At 48.3% G+C, this 23,572-nt stretch carries 17 protein-coding genes and 1 pseudogene; 5 read left to right on the top strand and 13 right to left on the bottom strand.

What is annotated here, in order from left to right; translation table 11 throughout:
• Positions 1-240 carry a hypothetical protein gene (locus tag ACKU4E_RS14315; protein ID WP_320171758.1) on the top strand — a complete coding sequence of 80 codons (240 nt, stop codon included), beginning with the start codon at positions 1-3 and terminating at the stop codon, positions 238-240.
• On the top strand, positions 233-1,201 hold the full coding sequence (locus tag ACKU4E_RS14310; protein WP_320171757.1) for a ketoacyl-ACP synthase III: 969 nt from the start codon (positions 233-235) through the stop codon (positions 1,199-1,201). The genes ACKU4E_RS14315 and ACKU4E_RS14310 overlap by 8 nt, the downstream gene beginning before the upstream one ends.
• Positions 1,202-1,233: 32 nt before the next feature.
• On the opposite strand, the pseudogene ACKU4E_RS14305 reads toward ACKU4E_RS14310, so the two are convergent.
• The 11 genes and pseudogenes from ACKU4E_RS14305 to ACKU4E_RS14255 all read right to left on the bottom strand — a co-directional run bounded on the left by ACKU4E_RS14305 (position 1,234) and on the right by ACKU4E_RS14255 (position 16,438).
• A pseudogene (locus ACKU4E_RS14305) lies at positions 1,234-2,298 on the bottom strand (IS3 family transposase).
• Positions 2,299-2,907: 609 nt separating this feature from the next.
• Positions 2,908-4,848 carry a hypothetical protein gene (locus ACKU4E_RS14300; RefSeq protein ID WP_320171756.1) on the bottom strand — a complete coding sequence of 647 codons (1,941 nt, stop codon included), beginning with the start codon at positions 4,846-4,848 and terminating at the stop codon, positions 2,908-2,910.
• A 140-nt stretch (positions 4,849-4,988) separates the two neighbouring features.
• Positions 4,989-7,106 carry an STT3 domain-containing protein gene (locus ACKU4E_RS14295; RefSeq protein ID WP_320171755.1) on the bottom strand — a complete coding sequence of 706 codons (2,118 nt, stop codon included), beginning with the start codon at positions 7,104-7,106 and terminating at the stop codon, positions 4,989-4,991.
• A gap of 44 nt (positions 7,107-7,150) precedes the next feature.
• On the bottom strand, positions 7,151-8,641 hold the full coding sequence (locus ACKU4E_RS14290; RefSeq protein ID WP_320171754.1) for a GspE/PulE family protein: 1,491 nt from the start codon (positions 8,639-8,641) through the stop codon (positions 7,151-7,153).
• A 3-nt stretch (positions 8,642-8,644) separates the two neighbouring features.
• A complete protein-coding gene (gspD, locus tag ACKU4E_RS14285; RefSeq protein WP_320171753.1) occupies positions 8,645-10,714 on the bottom strand; it encodes a type II secretion system secretin GspD in 2,070 nt (689 codons plus the stop codon).
• 96 nt (positions 10,715-10,810) lie between these two features.
• On the bottom strand, positions 10,811-11,263 hold the full coding sequence (gene mrtJ / locus ACKU4E_RS14280; protein ID WP_320171752.1) for a JDVT-CTERM system glutamic-type intramembrane protease MrtJ: 453 nt from the start codon (positions 11,261-11,263) through the stop codon (positions 10,811-10,813).
• Between the two features lie 85 nt (positions 11,264-11,348).
• Positions 11,349-12,275: a Gfo/Idh/MocA family oxidoreductase gene (locus tag ACKU4E_RS14275; protein WP_320171751.1), complete on the bottom strand. Its 927-nt coding sequence runs from the start codon at positions 12,273-12,275 to the stop codon at positions 11,349-11,351.
• 124 nt (positions 12,276-12,399) lie between these two features.
• Positions 12,400-13,434, bottom strand: a complete 1,035-nt coding sequence (locus ACKU4E_RS14270; protein ID WP_320171750.1) for a glycosyltransferase family 9 protein — start codon at positions 13,432-13,434, stop codon at positions 12,400-12,402.
• Positions 13,435-13,581: 147 nt separating this feature from the next.
• The gene (locus ACKU4E_RS14265) at positions 13,582-13,923 is read right to left on the bottom strand and encodes a GtrA family protein (RefSeq protein ID WP_320172643.1); all 342 of its coding nucleotides are present in this window, start codon (positions 13,921-13,923) and stop codon (positions 13,582-13,584) included.
• A 41-nt stretch (positions 13,924-13,964) separates the two neighbouring features.
• The gene (locus ACKU4E_RS14260) at positions 13,965-14,918 is read right to left on the bottom strand and encodes a glycosyltransferase family 2 protein (RefSeq protein ID WP_320171749.1); all 954 of its coding nucleotides are present in this window, start codon (positions 14,916-14,918) and stop codon (positions 13,965-13,967) included.
• The gene (locus ACKU4E_RS14255) at positions 14,915-16,438 is read right to left on the bottom strand and encodes a glycosyltransferase family 39 protein (RefSeq protein WP_320171748.1); all 1,524 of its coding nucleotides are present in this window, start codon (positions 16,436-16,438) and stop codon (positions 14,915-14,917) included. Before ACKU4E_RS14255 ends, ACKU4E_RS14260 begins: the two co-directional genes overlap by 4 nt.
• A gap of 219 nt (positions 16,439-16,657) precedes the next feature.
• On the opposite strand from ACKU4E_RS14255, the gene ACKU4E_RS14250 reads away from it, so the two are divergent.
• From ACKU4E_RS14250 to ACKU4E_RS14240, 3 genes are all read left to right on the top strand, one after another.
• Positions 16,658-17,242, top strand: a complete 585-nt coding sequence (locus ACKU4E_RS14250) for a hypothetical protein (RefSeq protein ID WP_320171747.1) — start codon at positions 16,658-16,660, stop codon at positions 17,240-17,242.
• A gap of 227 nt (positions 17,243-17,469) precedes the next feature.
• Positions 17,470-18,477: a ketoacyl-ACP synthase III gene (locus ACKU4E_RS14245; protein WP_320171746.1), complete on the top strand. Its 1,008-nt coding sequence runs from the start codon at positions 17,470-17,472 to the stop codon at positions 18,475-18,477.
• A 140-nt stretch (positions 18,478-18,617) separates the two neighbouring features.
• Positions 18,618-21,038: a hypothetical protein gene (locus ACKU4E_RS14240; RefSeq protein ID WP_320171745.1), complete on the top strand. Its 2,421-nt coding sequence runs from the start codon at positions 18,618-18,620 to the stop codon at positions 21,036-21,038.
• Positions 21,039-21,138: 100 nt separating this feature from the next.
• Here the strand turns inward: ACKU4E_RS14240 and cysC are convergent, their stop codons facing one another.
• Both cysC and ACKU4E_RS14230 read right to left on the bottom strand, forming a co-directional pair.
• Positions 21,139-21,738, bottom strand: coding sequence for an adenylyl-sulfate kinase (gene cysC / locus ACKU4E_RS14235; RefSeq protein WP_320171744.1), 600 nt, complete (start codon positions 21,736-21,738; stop codon positions 21,139-21,141).
• An 89-nt stretch (positions 21,739-21,827) separates the two neighbouring features.
• Complete coding sequence (locus ACKU4E_RS14230) at positions 21,828-23,468, bottom strand: mechanosensitive ion channel family protein (protein ID WP_320171743.1); 1,641 nt, start codon at positions 23,466-23,468, stop codon at positions 21,828-21,830.
• Positions 23,469-23,572 lie beyond the last annotated feature (104 nt).

The following is a 23,572-nucleotide window of genomic DNA, read 5'->3' as shown; positions in this document are numbered from 1 at the left end:
ATGGATAAAGCAAAAGTTCTTACTCTCATTCAAGAAGCCCTGGAACAGGATGAGGTTGTAACTATGGAAGATTCCTCCCAAACACTGGAAAAATGGGACAGTCTCGCACAGTTGCAGATTCTCCTGCGCATAGACCAGGAAACAGGAGGCAAGGCTGCCAACATTCCGGAACTGGCCATTGCCCTTTCCGCCAAAGACATTGTTGAAACTCTGGAAGCAAACGGATTGATTGATGGCTAACCTCATCAGCAGGATTGAGTATTACCTTCCGGAAAACACCGTCGACTGCCTTGAACTCGACAGGGAAAAGCCGGATTGGAATATCGCCGGGACATTCGCCAAGACAGGCGTACGTCTTCTGCATCATGCCGCCGCAGATGAATCCACTCTGGACATGGCCTGCAAGGCAGCCTCAAAGGCTCTCGGGAATACAGACGAAATTCCGGATACACTGATTGTCTGCACTCAGACCCCGGACAAACTGCTCCCGCACTGCTCAGCCATGCTTCAGGAAAGGCTGGGCCTGCCAAAATCCACCCTCTGCTTCGACCTCAATCTGGGTTGCAGCGGATATGGATACGGAGTTTCTACTGCTTACAGCTACCTCGAAGCTGGGCTGTCGGAAAAAGTTCTGCTTGTGACGGCGGATAATTATTCCAAAATTATCCGCCCGGAAAACAAGAAATGTTTCATTCTCTTTTCCGATGGTGCCAGTGCCACCATTCTGGAAAAACCTACGCAAAAACCGGTCTTCCTGTTCGGTACAGACGGGGCAAGAAGCCAGGCCGTTGTCTGCGAGAACTCCGGTATAAGCGTTGTCACCGGAGCGAAAGCAGAAAAACCAATTGAAAAACCGTCCTTCGAGATGGATGGATACGGGGTTTTCCTCTTCACCCTAGGGACCATTCCGTCAGAAATTCAAAAGCTGCTCGCTAAGGCTGATCTCCGTATTGACGACATTGACCTGTTTGTCATGCATCAGGCCAGCCGCTACGTTCTCGAATCAATCAAAAATAAGCTCGGTATTCCCGAAGGGAAAATGGTTGTAGACCTAGAAGAAGTTGGGAACACAACGTCGTCATCCATTCCCATAGCCTTGAAAAGAGCGGAAGAGTCAGGAAAATTGAAAAGTGGTGACAGAATTCTAATTTTCGGTTTCGGCATTGGACTCAGTTGGAGCGGTGCCATTTTTGTGTGGTAGTCCCCCCATTTGTAAGGGGCCTGAAAAGTAGGCTACGCAGCCATTCTCAAGTTCTGCATCGGAGTGATGCCGCCAATGCCCATATTGAGTCGTTCATTGTATATGTCCAGAGCCATTTGGTTGCATAATCTTGCACCTCTTGAATGCTTTCAAATATATACTGGCTCAGCCAATCATACCGCACAGCCCGATTGAAGCGTTCGACGTGCGCATTTTGTTACGGATTTCCTGGCTGGATGCATTCCAACCGAATATCTTCTTTTTCAGCCCATAATTTCAGCTTATTGCTTTAGGTTTGCAGCGCCATTCGATTATCTGGTTCAGTGTGCGGACAACCCGATCCACAGGTAAGGACAAATCAACCCTAATACCAAGGCCTTCGCGATTAAAGTCATCAATCACGTTCAACAGACGAATCCTGCGTCCATCTTCCAACTGGTCGTGCATGAAATCCATGGACGAAATTTGATTTGCTGCTTCAGGCTGCGATACCGGCTCCGGCTTTTCGCGCACGAGTCGTTTTTTGGCTTGATGCGTATGTTCAGCTCCAAGTTCCCGATAAACGCGTTTATGATTCCATGAAAAGCCCTGTACATTGCACAAATACAGGAAGCACAGTCCAAAACCCCAGTTGCGTTGATTGTGCGTCAGCTGGCCCAGCCAATCGGCAATAAGTTCATTTTCAGAGGACAACTTCGGATCGTCTCTGTAGCAGGCGAATGCTTCGCACGCCTGACTGATATTGACTTTTTCTTCCTTTACGGAGGCCTTTGCAATCTAGCGTCGACAAGATGGCTTTACCTTTTTTTTCAAGAACTTCCTTGACGACTTCGGCCTTCAGTAGCTCTTCGGCATACATTTTCTTTAATTGGCGATTCTCGCGTCCAGCTCTTTCATTCGGGCCATCAAAGATGCATCCATGCGCCGTACTTGGATCGCCATTTATAAAAGGAGGCGCTACTCATTTCGTGTTCACGGTAAGGCTCGGAAACGGGAACACCATTTTCGGCTTGCTTCAAAATATTTAAAATTTGTCTGCCGCTGTAAAGGGATTTTTCATCTGAATCTTCTAGGTTATCTTTACTGAAGAATTCTATTTTTTTAGAACACTAAATTATCGGGGGATTATCATACATCTTCAATAAGATACAGCTTCAAAGATTGTCTCTCTTTGCCAATCTCCAGAACGCAAGTTGCTGTCCTTTACCGATTCTAACGTTCACACCGTCTTATATAGCTACTTCTTCATAAAATCGTTTCTTCTCCCTTTACATAAAGAAATACATTACTCTTGACTCTGATTAAATATGTATATCCTTCCTGTTGAGTCACCACATCAATAGTTTTTTCTTACAGACACGAATATCTCCCGAAGTAAGACACCATTTCTTTCTTCAGGCCTCGCAGGATTAACTTATGCTATTTCCGGGCGGGTATCAGGTGCCCCTGCGTATGGCTGAGTTAACCCGTTACATCAGCCAGATATCCGGTTTCTGTTCGTCGTGTCTGACTTTGGCCTCATCCTCCTCTTCACACCGCCTCTTGAACACGCTGTTGCCTTCAACAGAAAGTTCCCACCACCGGTACTGTAAAAAACTTGCACCTCCTGAACTCGTGCCGTGCTCGTCACTCCACAAAAAAGGGGGCTCTCAAAGAGAGCCCCCTTAAATTACCTAGTTAGGTCTAAGACCTTTGGAGTGCAAAGCTTACTTTTTGAAGCGGCTACGTACGATAGCAACCATGGGAGCAAGCATCAGCAGCAGCCATTCCAGACCGAAACCAGCAGCGGGGTTGAATACACAACCGGAAGAGCTGGAACTGGAGCTGGAAGTAGGCATGGAGCCGAGTACGACGGGGTCAACAATACTGCTTGCAGTAGAGTTGGAGTCGTAGTTACCGTTATCTTTAACAACCCAGTTAACATAGTAATCTACGCTGGGAGCGAGTACGGAATTCTTGTTCAGGTAACCATCAGCAGTTGCTGTGGAAATCCACCAGGAACCTTCAACGGAAGGAGTAGCGGAACCAGCGTAGTTGAAGGTACGTACAGTCTTAGCAGAAGTCGGGAAGACCTTGTAGAGACGCAGGTTCTCAACCTTGTCGCCAACGCCGTTCATGGGGAACTGGAAGGTTACGTAGACATCACCCTTGGTAATTCCGGTAGCCCAGGTTGCGTTAAATCCTTTAACCTCGGTCAGAGGAGTGAAGTCAGAAGAAATTCCGCTCCAGTTGTCGCGCATCTGCTTTGCAGAGTATGAAGTTGCGTTCTGTACGCAGGTAAGAAGAGTCAGGGTTCCATTGTTCTGGTAAGCTGCACCGGCCGGAGCAATTACACCAGTTGCGGCAGCGTTAGGAACGAGAACGGCAAGAGCAAGACCATCAACGGTGGTGCCGTCAGAAGCCTGTGCAGGTTCGTAGAAACCAACTACCATATCTTTCTGTGCAGTCTGCTTACCATAGAAGTAACCGACAGGGGTAGAGCCGTCAGTACCGTAAATGGTCATGTTGGACTGAGTAAGACCGTAGAAAGAGGTGTCTGCAAGAGCAACACTGAAACCGGAGAGGCTTGCAGAGATATAGTCCTGAGAACCTTTCTGAGTGCCGTTGATGAAAGCAGCGTCACCATCAATTCCGAGATTGGAATCTACGGAAAACTCAAGGACACCACCGGTGGCGTTACCCTGGTCTTTAGCATCAGTGTCCATGGTACCGGCATAAACGAGTTTGAATGCACGGTTGGTAAGGTCGTTAGTGGAAAGAGTCTGACCATTTCTGATCATGATTGCGTAGTATGCTTCACCATCGTCGGAACCATTAACAAAACCGGTAATGATGGTGCGGTCAGCGTTGATGGTAGCGGCGTCAAACAGAGTAGGAGCAGCCTTGTTGGTGTCCAGGGTCAGCTTGGTGCCGGCTGCGTTGGTGGTAGCGTTGTAGTCGATCCAGGAAGTGTAACCGGAAGTCTTGGTGTCACCATCAAGTTCCCAGAACTTTACCTGAGCGTTATCGTTACCGGTCTGAGTATTCAGTTTTACCTGTGCGCAGATTGCGAAAACGTCCTTGGTGGAGTTATCGGAACCGAAAGCATAGTAGTCCCAAGTATCGGAAGTGCTGAAAGTGCTACCAAGAGTTGTTCCGTTATCATACAGGAAACTCATGGCAGAACCGTTCAGAGCACCAGCTGCGCTGGGGTTCTTATCTGCGGTTGCGTTAGTAATGGTCATGTTGGAAAGACCAATCATAAAGGTGTAACCGGATGCAGGAACAAAGTAAGTGGTGGCGTTGGTAGCGTTGTTACTTGCCATAGTGACAAGACCGTTAACGTTTTTCAGACTTTGGGCAAAAAGAAAAGGAGTAACACCCTTATCAAACACTACAATCTTAGCTTCGCCAGTTCCGTTATACACAGAGATAGTTGCGTTCGGATAGGTTTTGTTAGCGAAGAAACCACCGCTTGTGCTGTTAAAGAACTGCTCAGAAGCGTTGCGAAGCCCTTTCAGATTGTTAGCCGTACCGTTAACTGTAAACCCGGTATAGGTTTTCCAGGTTGCGTTCAACGCAGCCGGGTACTGAGCTGTAATAGCAGCAAAAGCGGAGGAAGCTGCCAGCATCATCAGTACTGTAAAGAGAACTGTAATCTTTTTCATGATGAAAAGATCTCCTTAAGTTTGGTTATTAAAAAAAGGACAGGACTAAAAATCCAATATTTTTAGACCGTTATCCACATAACTTCGGTTAATATACACTTATCATCAGAATGATTCAACAAATTTCTTCACTAATCCTGCTATAAAACCCTGTAGACCCGCACATTTGGAAAACCGTCATAAACAAGTTCAAAATATTTGCCTACCTCACTATCTTTCGCAGGCAGGACAAGGAGTTTAATTAACATGCTGGCATAAGCAAAATCGTCAACAAGAAAGCCCTGCCTAACTGAAGTATTATATAGTAAGTGCGGACCGCTATTTGCCGAGAAGTCCTTCCTTACCTCGCCTTCTGGTTTCAAGATGTCGTAGGAACTGAGCGGCTGCGTACCCTGGCCTTTCACTGTGAGCATGCCTTGCCCGAAGTCAACATCAAACGCACTCATAAGCGCACGCACATAAGGATGGATCCCGTTACCGGTTTCAAGATTCCAAGATCCGTAAAATAAAATCCAGTAGGCAAGGCGAATATTTTCCCAGCTGACAACCACATACTGATCGTGGATAGGAGGAAACTTAAACTGTTGCTTTCCCATTACTCCAAGCATGTATTGCGCCTGCCCGGGAGTCATCTTATCAAAGGCAACAGCTGGATTATTGTTGTTGGCAGCAGCAAATTTAACCATCTGGTTTGACTGCAGAAGAGAAGGTGTGGAATAAATGAACGCCAAGGGAAATAGAACAGGACCGCCGTGGTGCCCTCCATTGGCAAATGAATTTACTCCTGTATAATACATGCTTGCATAGCCCCAGTCCCACCATGTCCAGATGGTGCTGTTCTTCGGCATTTTCTTACCGGACTCCACCAGTGCAATAACATGATTTGCGCCCATGATAGGCGTTGCAGGAGCATTTTGGTATATCCCTGAAAAATTTAGAAAAAGCAGACTGATTACAACCATTGACTGTACCGCACTCATAATCCGCTTTTCCTTCTCAGATGCCATATACCGCCTGATCATCCACTCTGCAGTATAACTCAGCCCCAGTCCGATGGCGATTCCTCCAAACATGGAAAAACGTCCACCCATCGTAATGGCAGCAAAAGTTACTCCGGCAAAAGGCAAAAGAAGACTTACCAATGGTGAAACAATCAGAGTAAAGGCGAACCCGGCAAAGGCAAGCCATCCAAGCCATGCAGAACCTGTAAGATTGTAGAAAAGCTGCTCAAAACTTAAGTTCTGGGCCTCAATAACACTTTGAGCGATTCCGGGATATTTTGGCCCGGAGGCTTCAACAGCTGTATCTGCAACGGGCTTGAGGTATGCATGAAATTTGACGATCAATATCTGGACAAACCGTTGCCCAATCCCACCAACAACAATAATTAGAACCAGCAAGGCCAGGCAGACCCAAATATTTCCCAAAAATTGCTTCGCCTTTCCTGGAAATAGCAGAAACACGCATAGCAGAACTAATGACAGAGCAAAACCAGGGAGCCCCAAAAAAGCAGGCGCAGCAAAAAGAATAATGCCCCTAAGTAGAACGGGTCTGTTTTCCTTTATCCCGTTCATGAAAACCAGACCAACCGCTATTACGCCGGCAACCACACCGAAAGTAAGCAGGTCCGAATGCCATAGTTCACCATAACTTGTCAGTGCACCGGCAAGAACCATAAGCAGATAGTCCCATCCGGTCGGTTCATATTTATTGTGGTCACCAGAATCTCCAAACCACTTTTCCTTAAGTCCCGGCTTAAGCCACCGGGCTATCAGGACTGAAATTAATAAGGGGAAAAATAGGGTGACAACGTCTGTATCATAGTAAGAAAGTCTGGTTCGATAATAATATGCAGGAATTGACGTGGCAAAAGCTGCACAGGCCAGCCCGACCCAGGATCCACCGACAAGAGCTCCCCATGCGAAGGCCGCCACCGCAGTAAACCCGGCGAAAACAGCTGGAAGCCAGAAGGCGATATTCCCGTATTGTGCCCCTGTAATCGACCCTAGAAAACGAACGAGGTGAGCCATGGGATTTTTAACCGCGCTACCCACTCCCTTGGCTCCTGCCAGCCAATAATAGGCATCATGTGTTCCCATGATGAACTCGCCGTTTACCTTGAAAGACGGGTCTGTCCACTTCGGTAGATCAAGGCAGCGCAGACCGAATGCGAAAGCAAATGAGACAAAGGCAAAGACAAGGAAAACCTTCCAGCCGGCTGCCCAGGCAGGCATGCGGAACTCACCCCGAATATTCATACTACATCCTATTTATATTTTCGTGTTGCGGCTTAGAACAAAGACTAAAGCTTAGTGACCCTGACGACCTCTTCAAGAGTGGTAACTCCTTCCTTCACCAGCCTGATTCCATGGTCGACCATGGTTTCGCGACCCATCTTTTTGGCGTAAGCCTTGATACGATCGGAAGAGGCAACTTCCATAATCAGGCCGCGCATATCCTCGGTGACGGGAATAAGCTCATAAATACCGCGTCGTCCGCTGAAACCGGTAAAGTTGCAATGCTCACATCCTGCCCCTGCAACCTGTTCTGTCGGAAGCCCTTCCTCTTCATCAAAAAGCTTGCGGGTATTTTCCAAGACCTCAACCTCCCGCGAACAATGGCGGCAGTTGACGCGGACAAGTCGCTGACCGAGAACAAGGGAAAGGGATGAAGCGAGCAGAAAAGGTTCAATCCCCATATCAAGCATTCTGGTCACAGCTGTTGCCGCATCGTTCGTATGCAGGGTAGAGAGGACCAGGTGACCTGTCAAAGATGCCTGCACAGCTGTGCTGGCCGTTTCCTGATCGCGTATTTCACCGACCAGAATAATATCAGGATCCTGCCTTAGGAACGATCTGATGGTAGCCGCGAAGGTCATCCCGGCGGCCTTGTTGACCTGCACTTGGTTAATTCCGGATAGCTGATACTCCACGGGATCTTCGACTGTAACTATGTTTTTGTCATCTCGCGGCAATTCACTCAGGCCGGCATAAAGACTGGTAGTTTTACCAGAACCCGTCGGGCCGGTAACAAGGACAATTCCGTGCGGCTGAGCCAGGACTTTCCTGAACAGTTCCAAATCGGCTCCCTTGAGCCCCAACTCCTCAAGATTAAGGATGTTCTTGGAACGGTCCAGAATACGAAGGACGGCCTTTTCCCCGCTCATTGTCGGAATTGTGGAAACACGGACGTCAACTTCCTTCTGCCCGAGTTTGAGAAAAATTCTACCGTCCTGCGGTTTGCGACTCTCGGCGACATCCATCTCGCCCATAACTTTGATTCTGGCTATTATAGTTGCCTGAAGTCCCTTATCAAGTCTCTTGACTGCCTTGAGAACTCCGTCCTGTCGATAACGGACCACAAATCCGTTACCCTGCCCTTCAAAATGAATATCACTGGCGCCGGTGGAAATAGCCTGGTGCAGAGTCTTGTTGACCAACCGGACAATTGGAGCATCGTCATGTGACCAGCCAAGCAGATCCTGCCCGTCTTCAGCTTCTTCTGATCCGTTCTCCGATTCAACGGAGCTTTCCTCTTCCCACAGGGTCAGAGCCTGCTCAAGAAGCGGAAAAAACTCCTCTTCATCCACTATCTCGGTCAAAACATTTTTTCCAAGTTTCCAGGAAAGAAAGTCAGCCATGGACAGTGATGATTCGTTCTGCAAAAGTATTTTAACGACGTTATTATCAACCGCAACAGGAATGAATTCACTCCTCTGGGGAAAGGTGAGAAACAGGTCGACCACCTCTCTGGGGACCTGACTGAGATCATAGATATTACTCAACGCACACACCTGCTAACCGTCTGATTCTGTTGTGGAGACTTCAGTTCCTGTGGCTTCGGAGCCGCTCTTTGGAGAGTCGTTCTTGAATGTGTTGAATTCCTTTTCAATATATTCGTCAAAACGTTTACGCTGCTGACGGTATTTATCCATCTTAACTTTGCTCAGGGCTTCAAGTTGTTCCGTGGTTTGAATTATGCGAGCCGAAAGGAAAACCATCAAAGTCTGTTTAGAACCGCTGTTCGATGTATTCTTGAACAACCAACCGAGAAGCGGCAGGTCGGAAAGATAAGGAACTCCGCCGCCTGCTTTGGTCTGTTCGGATTTGATCAATCCACCAATAACCATTGTCGACCCATCGGCAAGCAGTACTTTGGTTTTTGTGGAGCGGTCATTGGTTACGGGAAGCTGCAGAGTTCCCGCAGATTCAGAAACGGTATTATAAGTCTGATAGACTTCCAGTCGTATGAGCCCTTCTTCACGGTTGATATGCGGAGTGACCTTAAGCTTTATACCAACATCCTTATATGAATATGTTGAAACAACGGCATCACCGCTGGTAGAACTGGTACCGGTCTGGTAGGGTCTGTTCTGACCGACAAAAATCTCTGCCTCTGTATTATCCAGAGTCATAATCTGCGGAGCTGAAATAAGATTAAAGTTACTGGAAGTTTTGGTAAAATTAACCAAGGCTCCAATACTGGGAAAAGTCTGTCCAGCATACGATATCGTATCACCAAGGACACCCATGGAATAACCGCCAGGAACAGAGGAAGGGTCTGCCATATACGAAGCAAGATTACTATCCGAGGACTTGGTATACCCTAAGGTGGCCACACTGCCCCCTAGCTCAATCCCCCCCTGCCACTCAACACCAAATTCTTTATATGAATCTAGTGAAGTCTCAAGCACCAGAGCCTCAATATAGACCTGGTCCTGCGCCTGATCCAGTTGCTCTACAAATCTATCAATCTGCGGAAGCTGATCGGCAGAAGCCATGACTATAAGCGTATTTGTAGTTTCGTCCGCCGAAACCTGCACCCCATCGGAATTTCCGGAATTCGATATAGATTTTTTACTATCAGTGGAGCCCGCAGTTCCCGTATTTTTCCCGGCCTTGGATGTTCCCGTGGACATCCCTCCGCCTGAAACAAGACTACTCAAGACTTCGCCTGCAACAGTAGCCTCAATATTATGCAACCTGTAGACCTTAAGTTTGGAAGATGAATCATTTGAACGATCCAATCTGGCAACAAGTTCTTTAATGGCCTTAAGCTGCTCACCGCTTCCAGATACAAGCAGGCAGTTTGCCCAGTCAATTGACTCAATTACTGGCGGGGTTCCGGTCTTCCCTGCTGTGAACAATTTTTTGTAAAATTCATTAAGTTTTGCCGCTACAGTCCTTGAGCCCGTTTTTTGCAAATCAATGATTGCCGTGTCCTGGGTTGCGCCGCTCTTTTTAAATATGTCGAGCAACTTTTTCATCTTAATCACATTTGACTGCAAATCCCTCACAAGCACAGCATCCGCCATAGGAACGGAACTCACACTGCCTATCTGCGAAACAAAAGGCTGCAATAGTTTCTGAACCTTTTCAGGATCCATCTTATCACCGAGCTTGAAGACCGAAGTAATGATCTCCTCTCCATTGCCGGTAGACGGAGAGGACTTAATGTCCGGAGCAATTGTCTTTGCGTCTCTAAGTGGCAGTACATAAGTAACGTTATCACGTGCTACGGCATGAAAACCGGCCCCGCTGAGAACCTGCTGAAATACGGCCATAAGCTCCGGTTCAGTCAGGGACTGGCCTGCATAAATACTGATATGGGTACCCGGCAAGGCTCCCTTTTGAAAAACGAAATTGCGTCCTGTATAACGACCGACAAATTTAATGAAATCAACCAGAGAAATACTTTCCAGATTGGCATGCACATCATCCCCGCCCTCGGGCTGGGCCAGGGCAGGAGAAGAAACAAGAAAAACAGCAAGAATCAGAGCTGGAAATAATTTTCTTAACATATCATACATATTATTTTGAGAACTCCGCCGTAAAAAACCAGACGATAGGAAGTCATGACTACTCATAAATATCCAACCGAACAAACAAGCTGCCCTGCCCATTCAAGACCCTCTATTCATCCTATACTTGCCTGCATCAGTCAAGAGAACCGATCATAGGGTTTACATGAACTGGTAAAACAAACAGGCGTTATAGGCAAAATGGATCAACGTTCCGGGAATTACGCTTCGATACCTCTGCCAGATATAACCGAAAACCAACGAGGGCACACCTGTCAGTAATGCCCAGTGAACTGGTTGATGAAGAAGATGCATGCAAGCAAAAATTAAAGATGCCAATATATTTGCAAGACTAAGCGGTCCCAGTCTCCACCTATACTTAAGCAGCCGGTCAAAACCCTCCTGCAAAAGAAAACGAAAAAAGAATTCCTCAACGAAAGCCTTGAAAAAAAGCCATGCCAAAGTCAGCTTAACATCGGGCGCAGGAACGTAAAGTCCCACAAACCCAAAGGACAGAAAAAGGTAAAAAATAGGATCGGTGAAGCTCAAAGCTCCCCACTTGACCTGGCACCAAATCCCTTTCAAGATTCGGTTTACGAAATAATCATAAACCATGCACATCATGCCGACACCAAGTCATATCCTACCGTTGTATTATTAACTCCGGCTGCGCTTCGCAAGCGCAGCCGGAACGAAGATTTTATTTATTAAAAATCTTTTCAATCGTCTTAAGTACTTCCAGACCGTCTTCTCCAGGAATGGGAACAGCTGTTCCGTTACGAACAGCGGCTATGAACTGGGTAAGTTCTTCCTTGACCGGTTCGCGAAAAACAAGCGGCCATTCACGAACGCTGTAGCTCTGGTCATAAGTGGAAAACTCACTGAACTCACGGACTTCCTGAGAAATCAGGTTGGCATCAATAAACTTGGTTTTGGCTGCAACCCTGATCTTACGAGATTTATACGGAGTAACCCAGTTTGTGTTGATATTACATAAAATACCGGACTCAGTCTCGGCAGTTATCAGAGCATTATCCTCATGTCCTCCCCTTGTGGAAGTCATGACGGAATACACGTCTTTAAAATTGGAACCTGAAAGAAATCTGAGCAGGTCAATGTCATGAGATGCGAGATCCCTTATTACGCCTACATCCTGAATACGCGGCGGATAGGGACCGACTCGTTCAATCTGGATGGAAATCGGTTCAACTCCGTTGCTCATGAGCTCTTTAACACGCTGTACAGCAGGGTTAAAACGCTCGACATGACCAACCATGAGCGGAATTCCTTTCTGGGCGGCACGGTCAACAAGCTCAGTACCTTCTGCAACAGTAGCAGCCAGAGGCTTTTCAATGATCAAAGCAATATTGTTCTCTATGACCTTCTTGCCGAAGCTGTGATGCAGAGTGGTTGGAACACAAATGCTGACTGCATCAAGTTCATTTTCCATCAGCTCTTCTACAGTTTGAAATCCTGGAACATCAAACTGTTTGTTGACAGCGTCAAGAGCCTCCTGATTTGTGTCAACAACTCCGACAACTTCAACAAAAGGCATCTCATAATAGTTCCTGAGATGCACTCGGCCCATCCAGCCTAGCCCGATAACACCAACTTTCAAAGTTTTCATTTTTATATCTACCTTAATTTTACTGCCATAATCAGCATATAGAAATGTCCGCACCTACTTGAAAAAGTAGTCTGCGGCATTCAACAACAATTACAATATAAAAAACAACCCACAGGGTTGTATTTCAAACTATCTCCAAAACATTTTTCAAAACATTCTCAGGCATAAGTCCTGTCAAACAGGCCAGATCCCCGCGCTCACAGACCTCTTTCCCGCAGGGCTGGCATTCAAGATCAGGCACAACTTCCACGTGTTCCGGGGAAGGGAAGGTCCATGCACTGCTGGATGATCCCGGAATCGTAATGCTCGGTGTTCCCACTCCTACTGCGAAATGCCTTGGCGCGGAACAGTTTCCGATATGCAGCACCGCCCTGTCAATCAGGGCCGCCATCAATCGAAGCGAGCCCGGCTTCTCAAGCATTACGCACCTATTGCCCAATCCGGAAAAATCCCTGACCGTTTCAGCGACACTCTTTTCGTCGGGACCGTAAAGGATGAAAAATCTGAATGACGGACGTTGCTCGGTGATCAGGGCAAGCAGCTTGCCGAAATGCTCTGCGGGCCAGCGCCTAGTCTCCCTTCTATGTGACGGGTCAACGGTTATAAGCGGCTCAGCATCACTTACGCCAAGCGATTCAAGACAGACACGGGCCTGTTCCCTTTCAGCATCGCTAACAAAAATTTCAGGACGCTCCTCTTTCCACTCTATGCCTAGCGGGGCCAGAACCCCGGCCTTGTATTTGGCTGCATAACCGCCGGGGATGAACTCCGGCCAGTTCGTGTACAACAGACGGTTGTACCACGGTGGATTATAGGTCAGCCTTACCGGAGCGTTACAAAACATCATCACCCAGCGGCAACGCGGCAACTGCTGAAAATCAACAACAAGATCATACCCGGCACGCCCGACACGACGATAAAACGACACTGCCTTCAGCGGATTGCGCAGTTCTTTCTTTACAATACTCCAGACGTGGCTCACCGCAGGGTTGTTATCGAAAACCTGAGCGCACTTCTCCTCGGTAAGCACATGAATTTCCGCATCCGGATATTTCCTGTGCAGCAGGGCCACCGAAGGGGTGGACAAAACAACATCACCGATCTGCCTGAGCTGGCAGACCAGAATACGTTTTGGATTGATCCCGGTTATATCTTTCACGCTATATCAAAACTCATTCTTTGTTCGTAAGCCTTCAAGCAGGTCAAATTTTCAGGCTTAGCACTGAAATTGGGCAGATAAGCATACCCCGGCATTAAAGTCCAGAATTGAATTTGTACGCAAATAAATCCGCGCCGACAGCGTAATTCAACGAAACACGTAACATACTGACATGGCATAATTTGCTATCATCGCAACAATGGACCCCGCTGCCACGGCCAGAATTACAGAACTTGCCGGCCGGATAAAAAGGACCGCAACATAGGCACCATAATTGACCAGACTGCCCACAGCATTCGACAAAGCAAACTTGTACCACCCGGACCAGGGTGCCCTCCCACCTTTACGGAAAGTGAAACCGTGGTGGAACCGGTAGCAGACGGTCAGGGCGATAAGGATTGCCGGTATCCTTGCCGCAAGCGACCCAACTCCGAGGCCGACTAGAAGATAAGTCACTCCTGAATCAATAACAAATCCCAATCCGCCCACACAGCAGAACCTAAAAAAACGGCTGTTCAAAAGAGCTGAATTCAATTTTCAGCATCCCCCGGACATTTGGAAATGCACACGGAAGGAGATGAAAAATTTAGATATTCAAGTCTGCGCATCTCCATGTGGCCGCGGCTCACACTGTTCAGAATGATCCCTATTGCAAAAAAAAGGCATGAGATAATGCCCACAGAAGCGGCAAGCACAGCTGTAGGCAGCCTTGGTACAAGCCCGGTCTGCAGCCAGTCAGCGACCACGGGAATTCCAAGTCCGAGAGAGATCAGTGCCAGCACCGCTCCGATCCCGGCATAAAATTTAAGAGGCGAGATGTGTCTGAAAAGATGAACCATCGTCATGAGAATACGCAGTCCGTCTCGGTAAGTGTTCAGCTTGCTGTGGCTGCCCTCGGGACGCTTGCCGTACGCGGTAACCACTTCCGCCACCGGAAGCCTGGCGGTTATGGAATGTATGCTCATCTCCATCTCGATCTCGAAGCCGTGACTCAGGCAAGGGAACGTCTTCACAAAACGCCGGGAAAAAACCCTGTAGCCGGAAAAAATATCCGTAAACGTCCTTTCAAAAACAACACCTAGAAATTTGTTGAAGACTGCGTTCCCGGTCTGGTGTCCAGCCCTGTAAGCCTGATCATCATTCTCGTGATCCCTGATTCCGACAACCATATCCAGATTCTCTGCGATCAGTTTTTCAATCATGGCCGTAGCTGCCGAGGGATCATAGGTGTCATCGCCATCTACAAGCACGTAGATATCGGCGTCAACATCGGCAAACATCCGGCGGACCACATTGCCTTTCCCCCGCCTCGGCTCCGAAAACACCTCGGCACCAGCCGCCCTTGCCACCTCTACGGTCCGGTCGGTCGATCCATTGTCATACACATGGATTTCCGCTCCGGGCAACTGCCGGGCAAAATCGCGAACAACCTTTGGAATGGCCCCTTCTTCATTCAGGCAGGGAATAAGAACGGCTGTTTTCATTTATTATCACCTCTGAGTATCTCGATGGGAAGCGACTGCGCCGGAACGAGGAGCAGTTCATGCCCCTTACGGCTGAAGTCAGACACTGCAACTCTGGATGCACCGGACAGCGAACTGCGGTCACCCCTGAATATGTAGTAATAGCCGTCAATGGACTTCGGCCTGAAACTTTTGTCCGTAGGCAGCCCGAAAAGCATTATTCTCATCCTGCGCCCGTTCTTGAGCATTTTTTCATCTTCATTGATTTTGAGTCGGCCACTGCGCTCCACTCCGACCAGGTCCAGAGCTATTTTTTCAACCCCGTTGGGAGTCCAGGCATTGTACCGCATAAGTACCGGCAGATTTTCACGCCGTACAACATCGGCGACATCAAGATCTTTACCAAGCCGAATCAGGGTATTCTGTGCCGGAATATCTTTGATGGTGAACAGCGCAAAAGCGATTATCAACCCCCACCGGAAAATATAGGCGACCTTTCCGGAATGATTCTGCCAACGGGCCAGACCGGCGAGCAGAACGATAATCATGTAAGGGACACCGGCGGTCAGATACCTGCTGCCTACAGGAGCCGCGAGCTTGAGAGGAGAAATGCTGGAAATCATGTACACGTTGAAAAACAATCCGCCCAGGAAAAGCACGGCAATGCACTTCTCGTTCTCCGAACCTTTGCGCAATAGCCAGACGGAAACCCCGGCAGCTGCTAGCACCACGGGCAGCAGCCCCCGCAATTTGATAAGCCTGGTAAAATTCAAAAAGTATTTACCGACGCTTACCAGCAGCTCATCCTGCGCCACATGTGTGCCGGTTATGATTCCGAGCCGACCGAGACCATTCCCGGTATCGGCATAAAAGTAATACCACTCCAATCCGAGCACCATAGCAAAAAAAGCTGAGAAAATCAGTACCGGACGGACATCCCTTTTCCCCGCCAGCAGCAGAGCAAGCACTCCGGGACCGTAATAGATGGAAGTCAACCGGGAGCCCCACGCAAACCCGGCCAGCACGCCGCCCAGCGCAAGCAGCCACCAGCAGCCTTTTCTACGCCAGACCAGCAGACAGAGGATGCAGCCAAGCAGATAGGTCATTTCGTAAATCCCCGGCCATAGCTGGCTGCCCATGGTGGTCATCTTGGGGTAAAGCGTCAGCAGAACGGAAGTAAGCACTCCAAAACGCCGCCCGCCCATCTCACGACCGGCAAAATAGGCCAGAACCGAGGCCAGAGCGGAGAAAAGCATCGGCAGGATATAATAATCAAGCGAGGATGTGCCGAAAATCCTGAGCACAAGGTACAGCGGCATATTGATTGCCCAGCGCATGGTATGGTGGGTCCACTCAAAATAATGCCCGGAATTAACCAGATTAACAACGTTTTCCCACACGCACAGGGAGTCGCCGCCGATCTCAATGTATTCAAGAGTAGCAATCCGCACCAGAACAGTAAAAAGAACAACCGCGCAGATATACAGAGCATCCGGATGCCCGGAGAAAAATGTATTTTTGTTCTGATAGCTGTCGCTCATATCTCCAACCATGGTTAAATTCCCTGCCATACGCCGACAAAAGCAGTTACAGCAAGTAAACCACCCCCTGCCTGCGGTCAAGGAGCAGGCACGCTATTGCGCGACAGTATCCCGCTCCCCAAATAACAAAAGAGCTTTGACAATAACGTTGCGCGTAAATTAGACTGATGTCCTGTATGCTGTCTTTTCCTAAAATTGACTGATAACACGGGAGAAAAAATGAAAAAATCAGCCCTGCTTGCCGTACTTCTGCTCATGCTTGCCATTCTTCTGCCCGGCCGGAGTATGGCCGAAGAAACAAAACTGCGCGATTCTGTCCTCAACCTGAGCTATACCCCCATAAAAATGGAACTCCCAAAATGTTCACAGAAAATTGCAGTTGTTAAATTTACAGAATCGAAGCCGATCAAAGATGTCGGCCGGAGTTCAACTTTCCGATTCATCCCCTCAGTTGATGTGGGCACATGGATGGCGCAGTCCGTTTTCAGTCAGCTTAAGTCTCAGGGATTCGACGTTCAATATTTTGAAACTATGGACGAAGCCGGAGACATGTTCATCATAACAGGTATTGCCAACAAGGTTTATATCAATCGGCCCGGCCAGCTGGAAATGAAATTCAAGGTGCAGTTCGACGGCATGGTGACAAAAAACAATAAACTGCTTTTTGCCAAAAACTATACGTCCAAACAGGAAAAGGAAATGGCAAACACCGGAGACAACGCAGGAAAACTCATGGCCGGAATGCATGATACACTGGACATTTTCCTGCCCGCAGCAATAAGCGCCGTGAACAATGCCGAGTAACTTATCGTTCTTCTTCCTGAAAGCATATAAGCCCCCGAAATGGCGCAGAGCCTTCCGGGGGCTTATTCATACACCGAAGAAGGTATATGATTGTTTCAACAGACTTGCCCCAAACATCAAATGTGGTTAAGACTCCCTTCTGAGCCTGCACGGCGATTAATTACTCACCGACTCAACATTCCTTACTGCAACTCCTGAATGCAGGCAGTCAGCAACCCAGAAGAGTCTTGCCCGACACGAATAAGCAACCCCTTTCACAACCCATGACCGATTTCATAAACCGCATAGAATACTACCTTCCGGACAACATTGTGGACTGTCACAGTCTGGACAGCGCAAAACCGCACTGGCACGTGCGGAATTCCCTGCCCAAGACGGGAGTGCGCTACCTGCACCATGCAGCAAAAGACGAAACAACCCTTCAGCTCGCATATAAGGCAGCCACCAGTGCCCTTGAAAATATCCCGCAGGGAGAGCTACCCGATACTCTGATCGTCTGTACACAGACTCCGGACCAGATGCTCCCCCATGTTTCCGCCTGCCTGCAGCATGAACTCGGTCTGCCTTCCTCCACGAAGTGCTTCGACATCAGTCTAGGCTGCAGCGGATACTGCTACGGACTTTCCATAGCCTATGGATACATGGCCTCTGGAATATCGAAACGGGTTCTTCTTGTTACCGTGGATAATTATTCCAAGATCATCGATCCGGACAACAAAACCTCATACATAATCTTTTCCGACGGTGCGGCTGCAACCATTCTGGATAAACCGGCATGTCCGCCGTCTTTCCTCATGGGAACGGATGGCAGCCGGTGCGGAACCATTATCTGCAACAATTCCGGAATAGGACCGTACACAGGGACACAAGGCGAAGAACCAGTACGCCCTGATTTTCACATGGACGGGTACAGTGTTTACCAGTTCACTTTAAAAACCATTCCGGCAGAAATAAGAAAACTGGCCGAACAGGCAGGAACCGGAATGGATGGTATCGACCTCTTTGTCTTCCACCAGGCCAGTCAAAAAGTGCTCGAAAGCCTGTGCACAAAGCTCAAACTGCCGAAAGAAAAAGTCATCATTGACCTTCACGATGTAGGCAACACCACATCATCGACCATTCCCATTGCCATGAAACGCGCCGAGGAGCAGGGCAGGCTTACCCGGGGTGATAAAATAATGCTTTTCGGTTTCGGAATCGGACTCAGTTGGTCGGGCGCTGTCTTAACATACTGATCACTTAATTTTCATTTAGTTAGAGTACGCAAGCGTCACTGTCTGTTTTTTTGTTGCGTGATCTTTATTTATTTTTATTACAACATACATTCAGTTATACACAGAAGCATGCTACCCTGCAAAAAAACACAGGGGGCAAAATGAAAAAACTAACCGCCATTATTTTATTATTCCTGGTTATTCTTCCGGGATGCGGTAAAAACTCCCCGATCAGGGATAAGGGTTTTACAAGTTCCAAGCAGTCGGAAGTCGCCGCAATGGACGCAAGTGTTCTTTCGGTCATTCCCTGGGAGGAAATACAGGACGAACTGCAGCCGGAATTCGCCATAAACAGTACAAAAGCACTCAATGAAGCAATACCGGCAACCTTGAATGAGGAAAGGAAAATCCTCAATTCTCTGGATGCATACCTGAAGGTGGCACTGGCCGGAAAACTTACCACGCTTAAAACCACGACGACAAAAGCCACTGATGCGCAGACCACTGTGGATGAAGTGAGGGAAGAAGCGCTTACCCAGCCGGATTTAAGCTCCCTGTCTGTGAATGACGGCAGCCTCCCCTCTCACGATGCAGGTGCCCAGGCAACTTCCGGACAGGTCAACCCAAGATTGCTTTATTCTGCCGCAACCGCATTTTATCAGGAAATCAGGCTGCTGAATAAGTACGTCAAATATGCTTCACAAAAGAAAGACTATACACCATATCTGGTGAGAATGCAGGTCTCCCTCACTCCCATGGCGGATGACGCTCGTTATGATGCCTATTCCACTATTTCCTTTTTTCCCGACCGATTTACCGGAGCCACTTTTCCGGAAAAAATGAAGGCATCTTTCAATGGCAAGGGACTTTTCCATGGCGATGGAGTGTTCAAGGGAGAAGGTCTTTTTCAGGGCCGTGGCGTTTTTGACGGGCAAGGCAAATTCACCAAAGAAGACGATGGCTCAGTACACAACACCGGAAACACGACTTCCATTTTCTCAGGAACCGGCAAATTCAACGGCAACTGCACATTTACCGGGACCGGAGAATTTCAGGGTACAGGCAGTTTCACAGGCGACGGCAGCTTTAACGGCGACACTCCGCCCGCCATTGACCCCAAAGCTCCCTACGTTGTTCCCCTGCTCGTATCGGAAGACCTGGAACGATCCTCCTTCGGAAGGATCAATGACGACATCATAAGAATGGGCATGGCTATCCAGGCAACAATAAACGGCCTTGGTCTGGAAACAGGGATTGAAAACACACTACAGGACCTGCTGAAGCTCTCCGGGAACGATTACAACAGCCTCATGACAGTAGGCCGCATCTCCGACAACTCCATAAGGGTACGTTTCGGAGCCATGCAGACAGCTTCCAAAACAGGAAGTGAAAAAATCAGGGTCATGGTTCCCCGCACTCATTATGTAACCCTGCTGCTGATGGTACCTGGAAGCAAAGCTCCGGACTACGACAAACTGCTTGCCGTAACCAGAACCACACTCGTCAACTATGTCACAGGCAAGCCGCTGGAGGGCAAGAACCACACCCAGATTATCCAGGGAATAAGAGGACTTCTTGCAAAGTATGGAATAAAGTCTCCCCGTAGGATTGAAACAGATGAAACCGAAGACGTAGAACTGATCACGGATGCTTTCAGAATGGCAAGGGCAGTACAGACTAACAGATGGGAAAGTTTCCAGATTTATTTTGATCAACTTTGCAAAGATCTGGACAGTGAAAATAAAACAGACATATGCTCAAGAGTGGTAGACGGTCTCCGTGAACAGGTCTGGACCGATATGGCCGACCTGTGGGTTGGAGGCCAGTATTCCTACACCTCTTTTGAGGTTCCTTCGAAGACCGAATCCATTCCCAAGAAACTCTCCATTCCCACGGGTTTGAGTTTCATCGCGGTAGATGACGGTAGCACCACAACCGTAAGGATTGCCGGCGGTAGAAACCTGCGCAAGGATGAAATTTCACCTATCCTGGACGTCACGGCGGCATCGGGAACTTACCGGTTGGCTGCGGATTCCCTTACTGTCAACGATGACGGGCGGGGTTGCAAAATACAGTTCATGTCTTTTAACAGTACCAAATCCAACCCGAAAAAACTAAAAATCAGACTTCAGGATAAAGGGAAATGGCATAATATCATCTACTTCCCCCCCCAAAAAAAAGAAGCAAAGCAGACAGCAGAGAATTTTTCTGCAAGCTCAAGTATGACATATATTGCTGCGGAAAATGGTGCAGGAGTCCTACAGGTGTCATTTTCCGGGGTGGGGGAAAACAGTGTCATGAAAATTGAGAACGCCGCCATCTTAAGCACCTACCTGTCACAGGCCGGTTTCAGGGCAGCATCCTCACTTGCCGGGTGGTATAAAATTCCCGGCAATGGTTTATTCGATATCAAGCTTTCCGATATGAAGAAAGGCGTTGCGGTTAAGGTTTCTGCCGGAACCTCAGAAGACGGAAAAGCGCCTGTCAATGCGACAGTAATGTCCGCTATACCATATACTATCACATCCACATCTGCAGATAAATCCACAACCCCAGACACAGACAAATCTGAATCTGAATAAATCTAAATCCCTAAACAACCGGCCCCGCACCAAGTGCGGGGCCGGTAACTCAACAGCGCAAAATCATAATGGCGAGAAGACAGAACAACCTGTCCTACGGCTACTTCTTCACTTTCCCAAGTATGAATTCAAAGACCCTGTTTACCGACTCTTCCAATGTCTCCTTATCGGTGTCAACAAGCAGATCCGGATTTTCAGGCACCTCATATGGAGCGGATATTCCGGTATAATTTTTAATTTTTCCTTCGCGCGCCAGTTTATAAAACCCCTTCACATCCCTTTGCTCACAAACGTCTAGCGGACACGTAACAAAAATTTCATGAAAATCTTCTCCACCGATAATTTCCATGGCCATCTCTCGATCCGCTTTCAAAGGGGAAATAAAAGCGCACATGCATATGGTGCCATTCTCGACAAAAAGTTTTGCAACTTCAGCTATGCGACGATTATTTTCCGTTCTGGCAACCGGAGAAAAACTCAAATCGGAGCACAAACCGTGGCGGACGTTGTCTCCGTCAAACACATAGGCCCTAAACCCGTTATCGAATAATTTCTTCTCCAAGGCATGGGCTATTGTCGATTTTCCAGACCCGGAAAGCCCGGTAAACCAGAATACTGCAGATTGGTGACCATTAAGGGCAGCACGATCCTGCCGAGAGACTTCACCTTTGAATTTTTTTATTTTTTTCTCTTCACTCATAAAGAATTCCTGAAAAACATCTCCTGTTTTAATATATACCTGCAGCTAGTGGATTCTGTTTTTACGCATAAGAACAGCTACTCTGCAAATTACTTATCAACCCGGTGGACATAAACATCCTGCTGCGGAAACGGAATGGAAATATTTTCATCGTTAAATCGTTTGTATATGGCCTTGTTCAGTTCGTGAATCAGCCGACCTCGGTCATGGGGCCGGGCCGCCCAGCAAAGCAGTTCAAAATTAAGCGCGGAATCCCCGAAAGACCTGAAACGCACCCGGGGCTCTGGGGACTGCACAACCATTGAACTGGACGCCGCAATTTCCAGCAGGACACTTTCAACCTTGTCGATATCCGAACCGTAGGCCACCCCGATCTGAATCCGCACCCGGAACGAGGGGTACGGCATACTCTGGTTCACAACCTTTCCGTTGGTGATAACCGAGTTGGGGATGGTGATCATCACATCGTCACGGGTAAGTATTCTCGTGCTGCGCATTCCGACAGCCTTGACTTCACCGCGCTCACCGCTGCTCAGCACAATGTAGTCCCCGGCCCGGAACGGACGGTCGAGAAAAATGGATACCCCGCCGAAAAAGTTGGCCAGGGTCTCACGTGCGGCAAGCGCTACGGCCACACCGGCAATACCTGCGGAAGCGAAAATAGCTGTCACCGGAATGCCGAAATAGGCTCCGACCTTGTAAAAAAGCGCGAACACCAGCGCAAAGGAAACAAGACGGCAGACCAGTTTGATTACATCCGCATCAAGCGCTTCTTCACGAATCTTAGATGAGGATATGATTGCACGCATGATGATGTCACCGGCAACAATAATCGCCAAACCGGCCGAAACAGAGAAACACAGACCGAGCAGAATTGTGAGGTAGGCAAGTATATCCCCGGTTATCATTATCTGGTCTACGGCTATATATTTGATAAAAACGCAAAGAAAAATAGCATATACAGGCAAGGCGATCCTGCCCAGCCTCAACCCGCCCTTGCGTCTCCGTAGAGATCTCTTTCGCTGCCATTTGAAACACAACAGCAGGCTGGCGGCACACAAGGCAATGATAAGGACAAGCCCGGTCCACTGCCATATCGCCTGTCCATAATATCCTTTAAACATCCAGGAGGGCAGCAACCCCAGAAAACCGTCCGGAATCATCCATCCGGAAGAATATATGTACTGCTCGTAAAGCCCCGTATAATCCTTCCCCCTGTCCGCACGGTAGGGGATATCCTTAACCTCTCCGTAAAACCCCTCCAGCCCGTCCACCGTCTCCGGAGTAAACAGGTAGGCACCCATGCGGGGCCCCTCGGCAACCCGGCCGATGGTTATTTCGGTATGCGGAATACGCCAGACCAATATGTTCTGCGCTTTTACATCATGCCTGTCCGGGACATCTTCCATGGGCGGCATTTCAATGCGATCCAGAATTTCCCGCAGCCGCAACACGGACTCCGTGCTTACGCTGCTGCGCAGGGTAGGAGGCACCTGGCTCAAATCGAAACATCGCTCTGCCCGTTGCAGGTACTCCTTCTCCAGCACCACATTTTCATGGGCTGCAACAGCTTCCTTATAGAGTTCATCGGTATAGTAGATAAAACTGTGCAGAGTATCGCGCGGGCTGGATGTATCCGGCGGCTCAAGGGGAAAAATATTGGATGCCTGCGCCGGCAATGACAGCAGGACAAGAAAAACAAGAAGAAATCGTCTTACAAAAACATGCATACCTTCACTCCATGACAGGCACGATATCAGTCCGGTTCGAATACGTTACCAACTGACAGGTTACTTGATGTTTTCTACATATACCAAAGAGACGGGATTTAAAA

Origin of the sequence: Maridesulfovibrio sp., from assembly GCF_963677005.1 — a bacterium.
Taxonomy (GTDB): Bacteria; Desulfobacterota; Desulfovibrionia; order Desulfovibrionales; family Desulfovibrionaceae; genus Maridesulfovibrio.
The sequence above is the reverse complement of the archived record's forward strand: the minus strand, read 5'-3'. Positions and strand labels throughout refer to the sequence as shown.

What these genes read in the sequence shown, in the direction of transcription:
- ACKU4E_RS14315 (WP_320171758.1), top strand. Translation starts at nt 1, where the DNA reads ATGGATAAAGCAAAAGTTCTTACTCTCATTCAAGAAGCCCTGGAACAG.
- cysC (WP_320171744.1), bottom strand. Translation starts at nt 21,738, where the DNA reads ATGAGTGAAGAGAAAAAAATAAAAAAATTCAAAGGTGAAGTCTCTCGG.
- ACKU4E_RS14295 (WP_320171755.1), bottom strand. Translation starts at nt 7,106, where the DNA reads ATGAATATTCGGGGTGAGTTCCGCATGCCTGCCTGGGCAGCCGGCTGG.
- ACKU4E_RS14310 (WP_320171757.1), top strand. Translation starts at nt 233, where the DNA reads ATGGCTAACCTCATCAGCAGGATTGAGTATTACCTTCCGGAAAACACC.
- ACKU4E_RS14275 (WP_320171751.1), bottom strand. Translation starts at nt 12,275, where the DNA reads ATGAAAACTTTGAAAGTTGGTGTTATCGGGCTAGGCTGGATGGGCCGA.
- ACKU4E_RS14300 (WP_320171756.1), bottom strand. Translation starts at nt 4,848, where the DNA reads ATGAAAAAGATTACAGTTCTCTTTACAGTACTGATGATGCTGGCAGCT.
- mrtJ (WP_320171752.1), bottom strand. Translation starts at nt 11,263, where the DNA reads ATGGTTTATGATTATTTCGTAAACCGAATCTTGAAAGGGATTTGGTGC.
- ACKU4E_RS14230 (WP_320171743.1), bottom strand. Translation starts at nt 23,468, where the DNA reads ATGCATGTTTTTGTAAGACGATTTCTTCTTGTTTTTCTTGTCCTGCTG.
- ACKU4E_RS14260 (WP_320171749.1), bottom strand. Translation starts at nt 14,918, where the DNA reads ATGAAAACAGCCGTTCTTATTCCCTGCCTGAATGAAGAAGGGGCCATT.
- gspD (WP_320171753.1), bottom strand. Translation starts at nt 10,714, where the DNA reads ATGAGTAGTCATGACTTCCTATCGTCTGGTTTTTTACGGCGGAGTTCT.
- ACKU4E_RS14255 (WP_320171748.1), bottom strand. Translation starts at nt 16,438, where the DNA reads ATGAGCGACAGCTATCAGAACAAAAATACATTTTTCTCCGGGCATCCG.
- ACKU4E_RS14250 (WP_320171747.1), top strand. Translation starts at nt 16,658, where the DNA reads ATGAAAAAATCAGCCCTGCTTGCCGTACTTCTGCTCATGCTTGCCATT.
- ACKU4E_RS14240 (WP_320171745.1), top strand. Translation starts at nt 18,618, where the DNA reads ATGAAAAAACTAACCGCCATTATTTTATTATTCCTGGTTATTCTTCCG.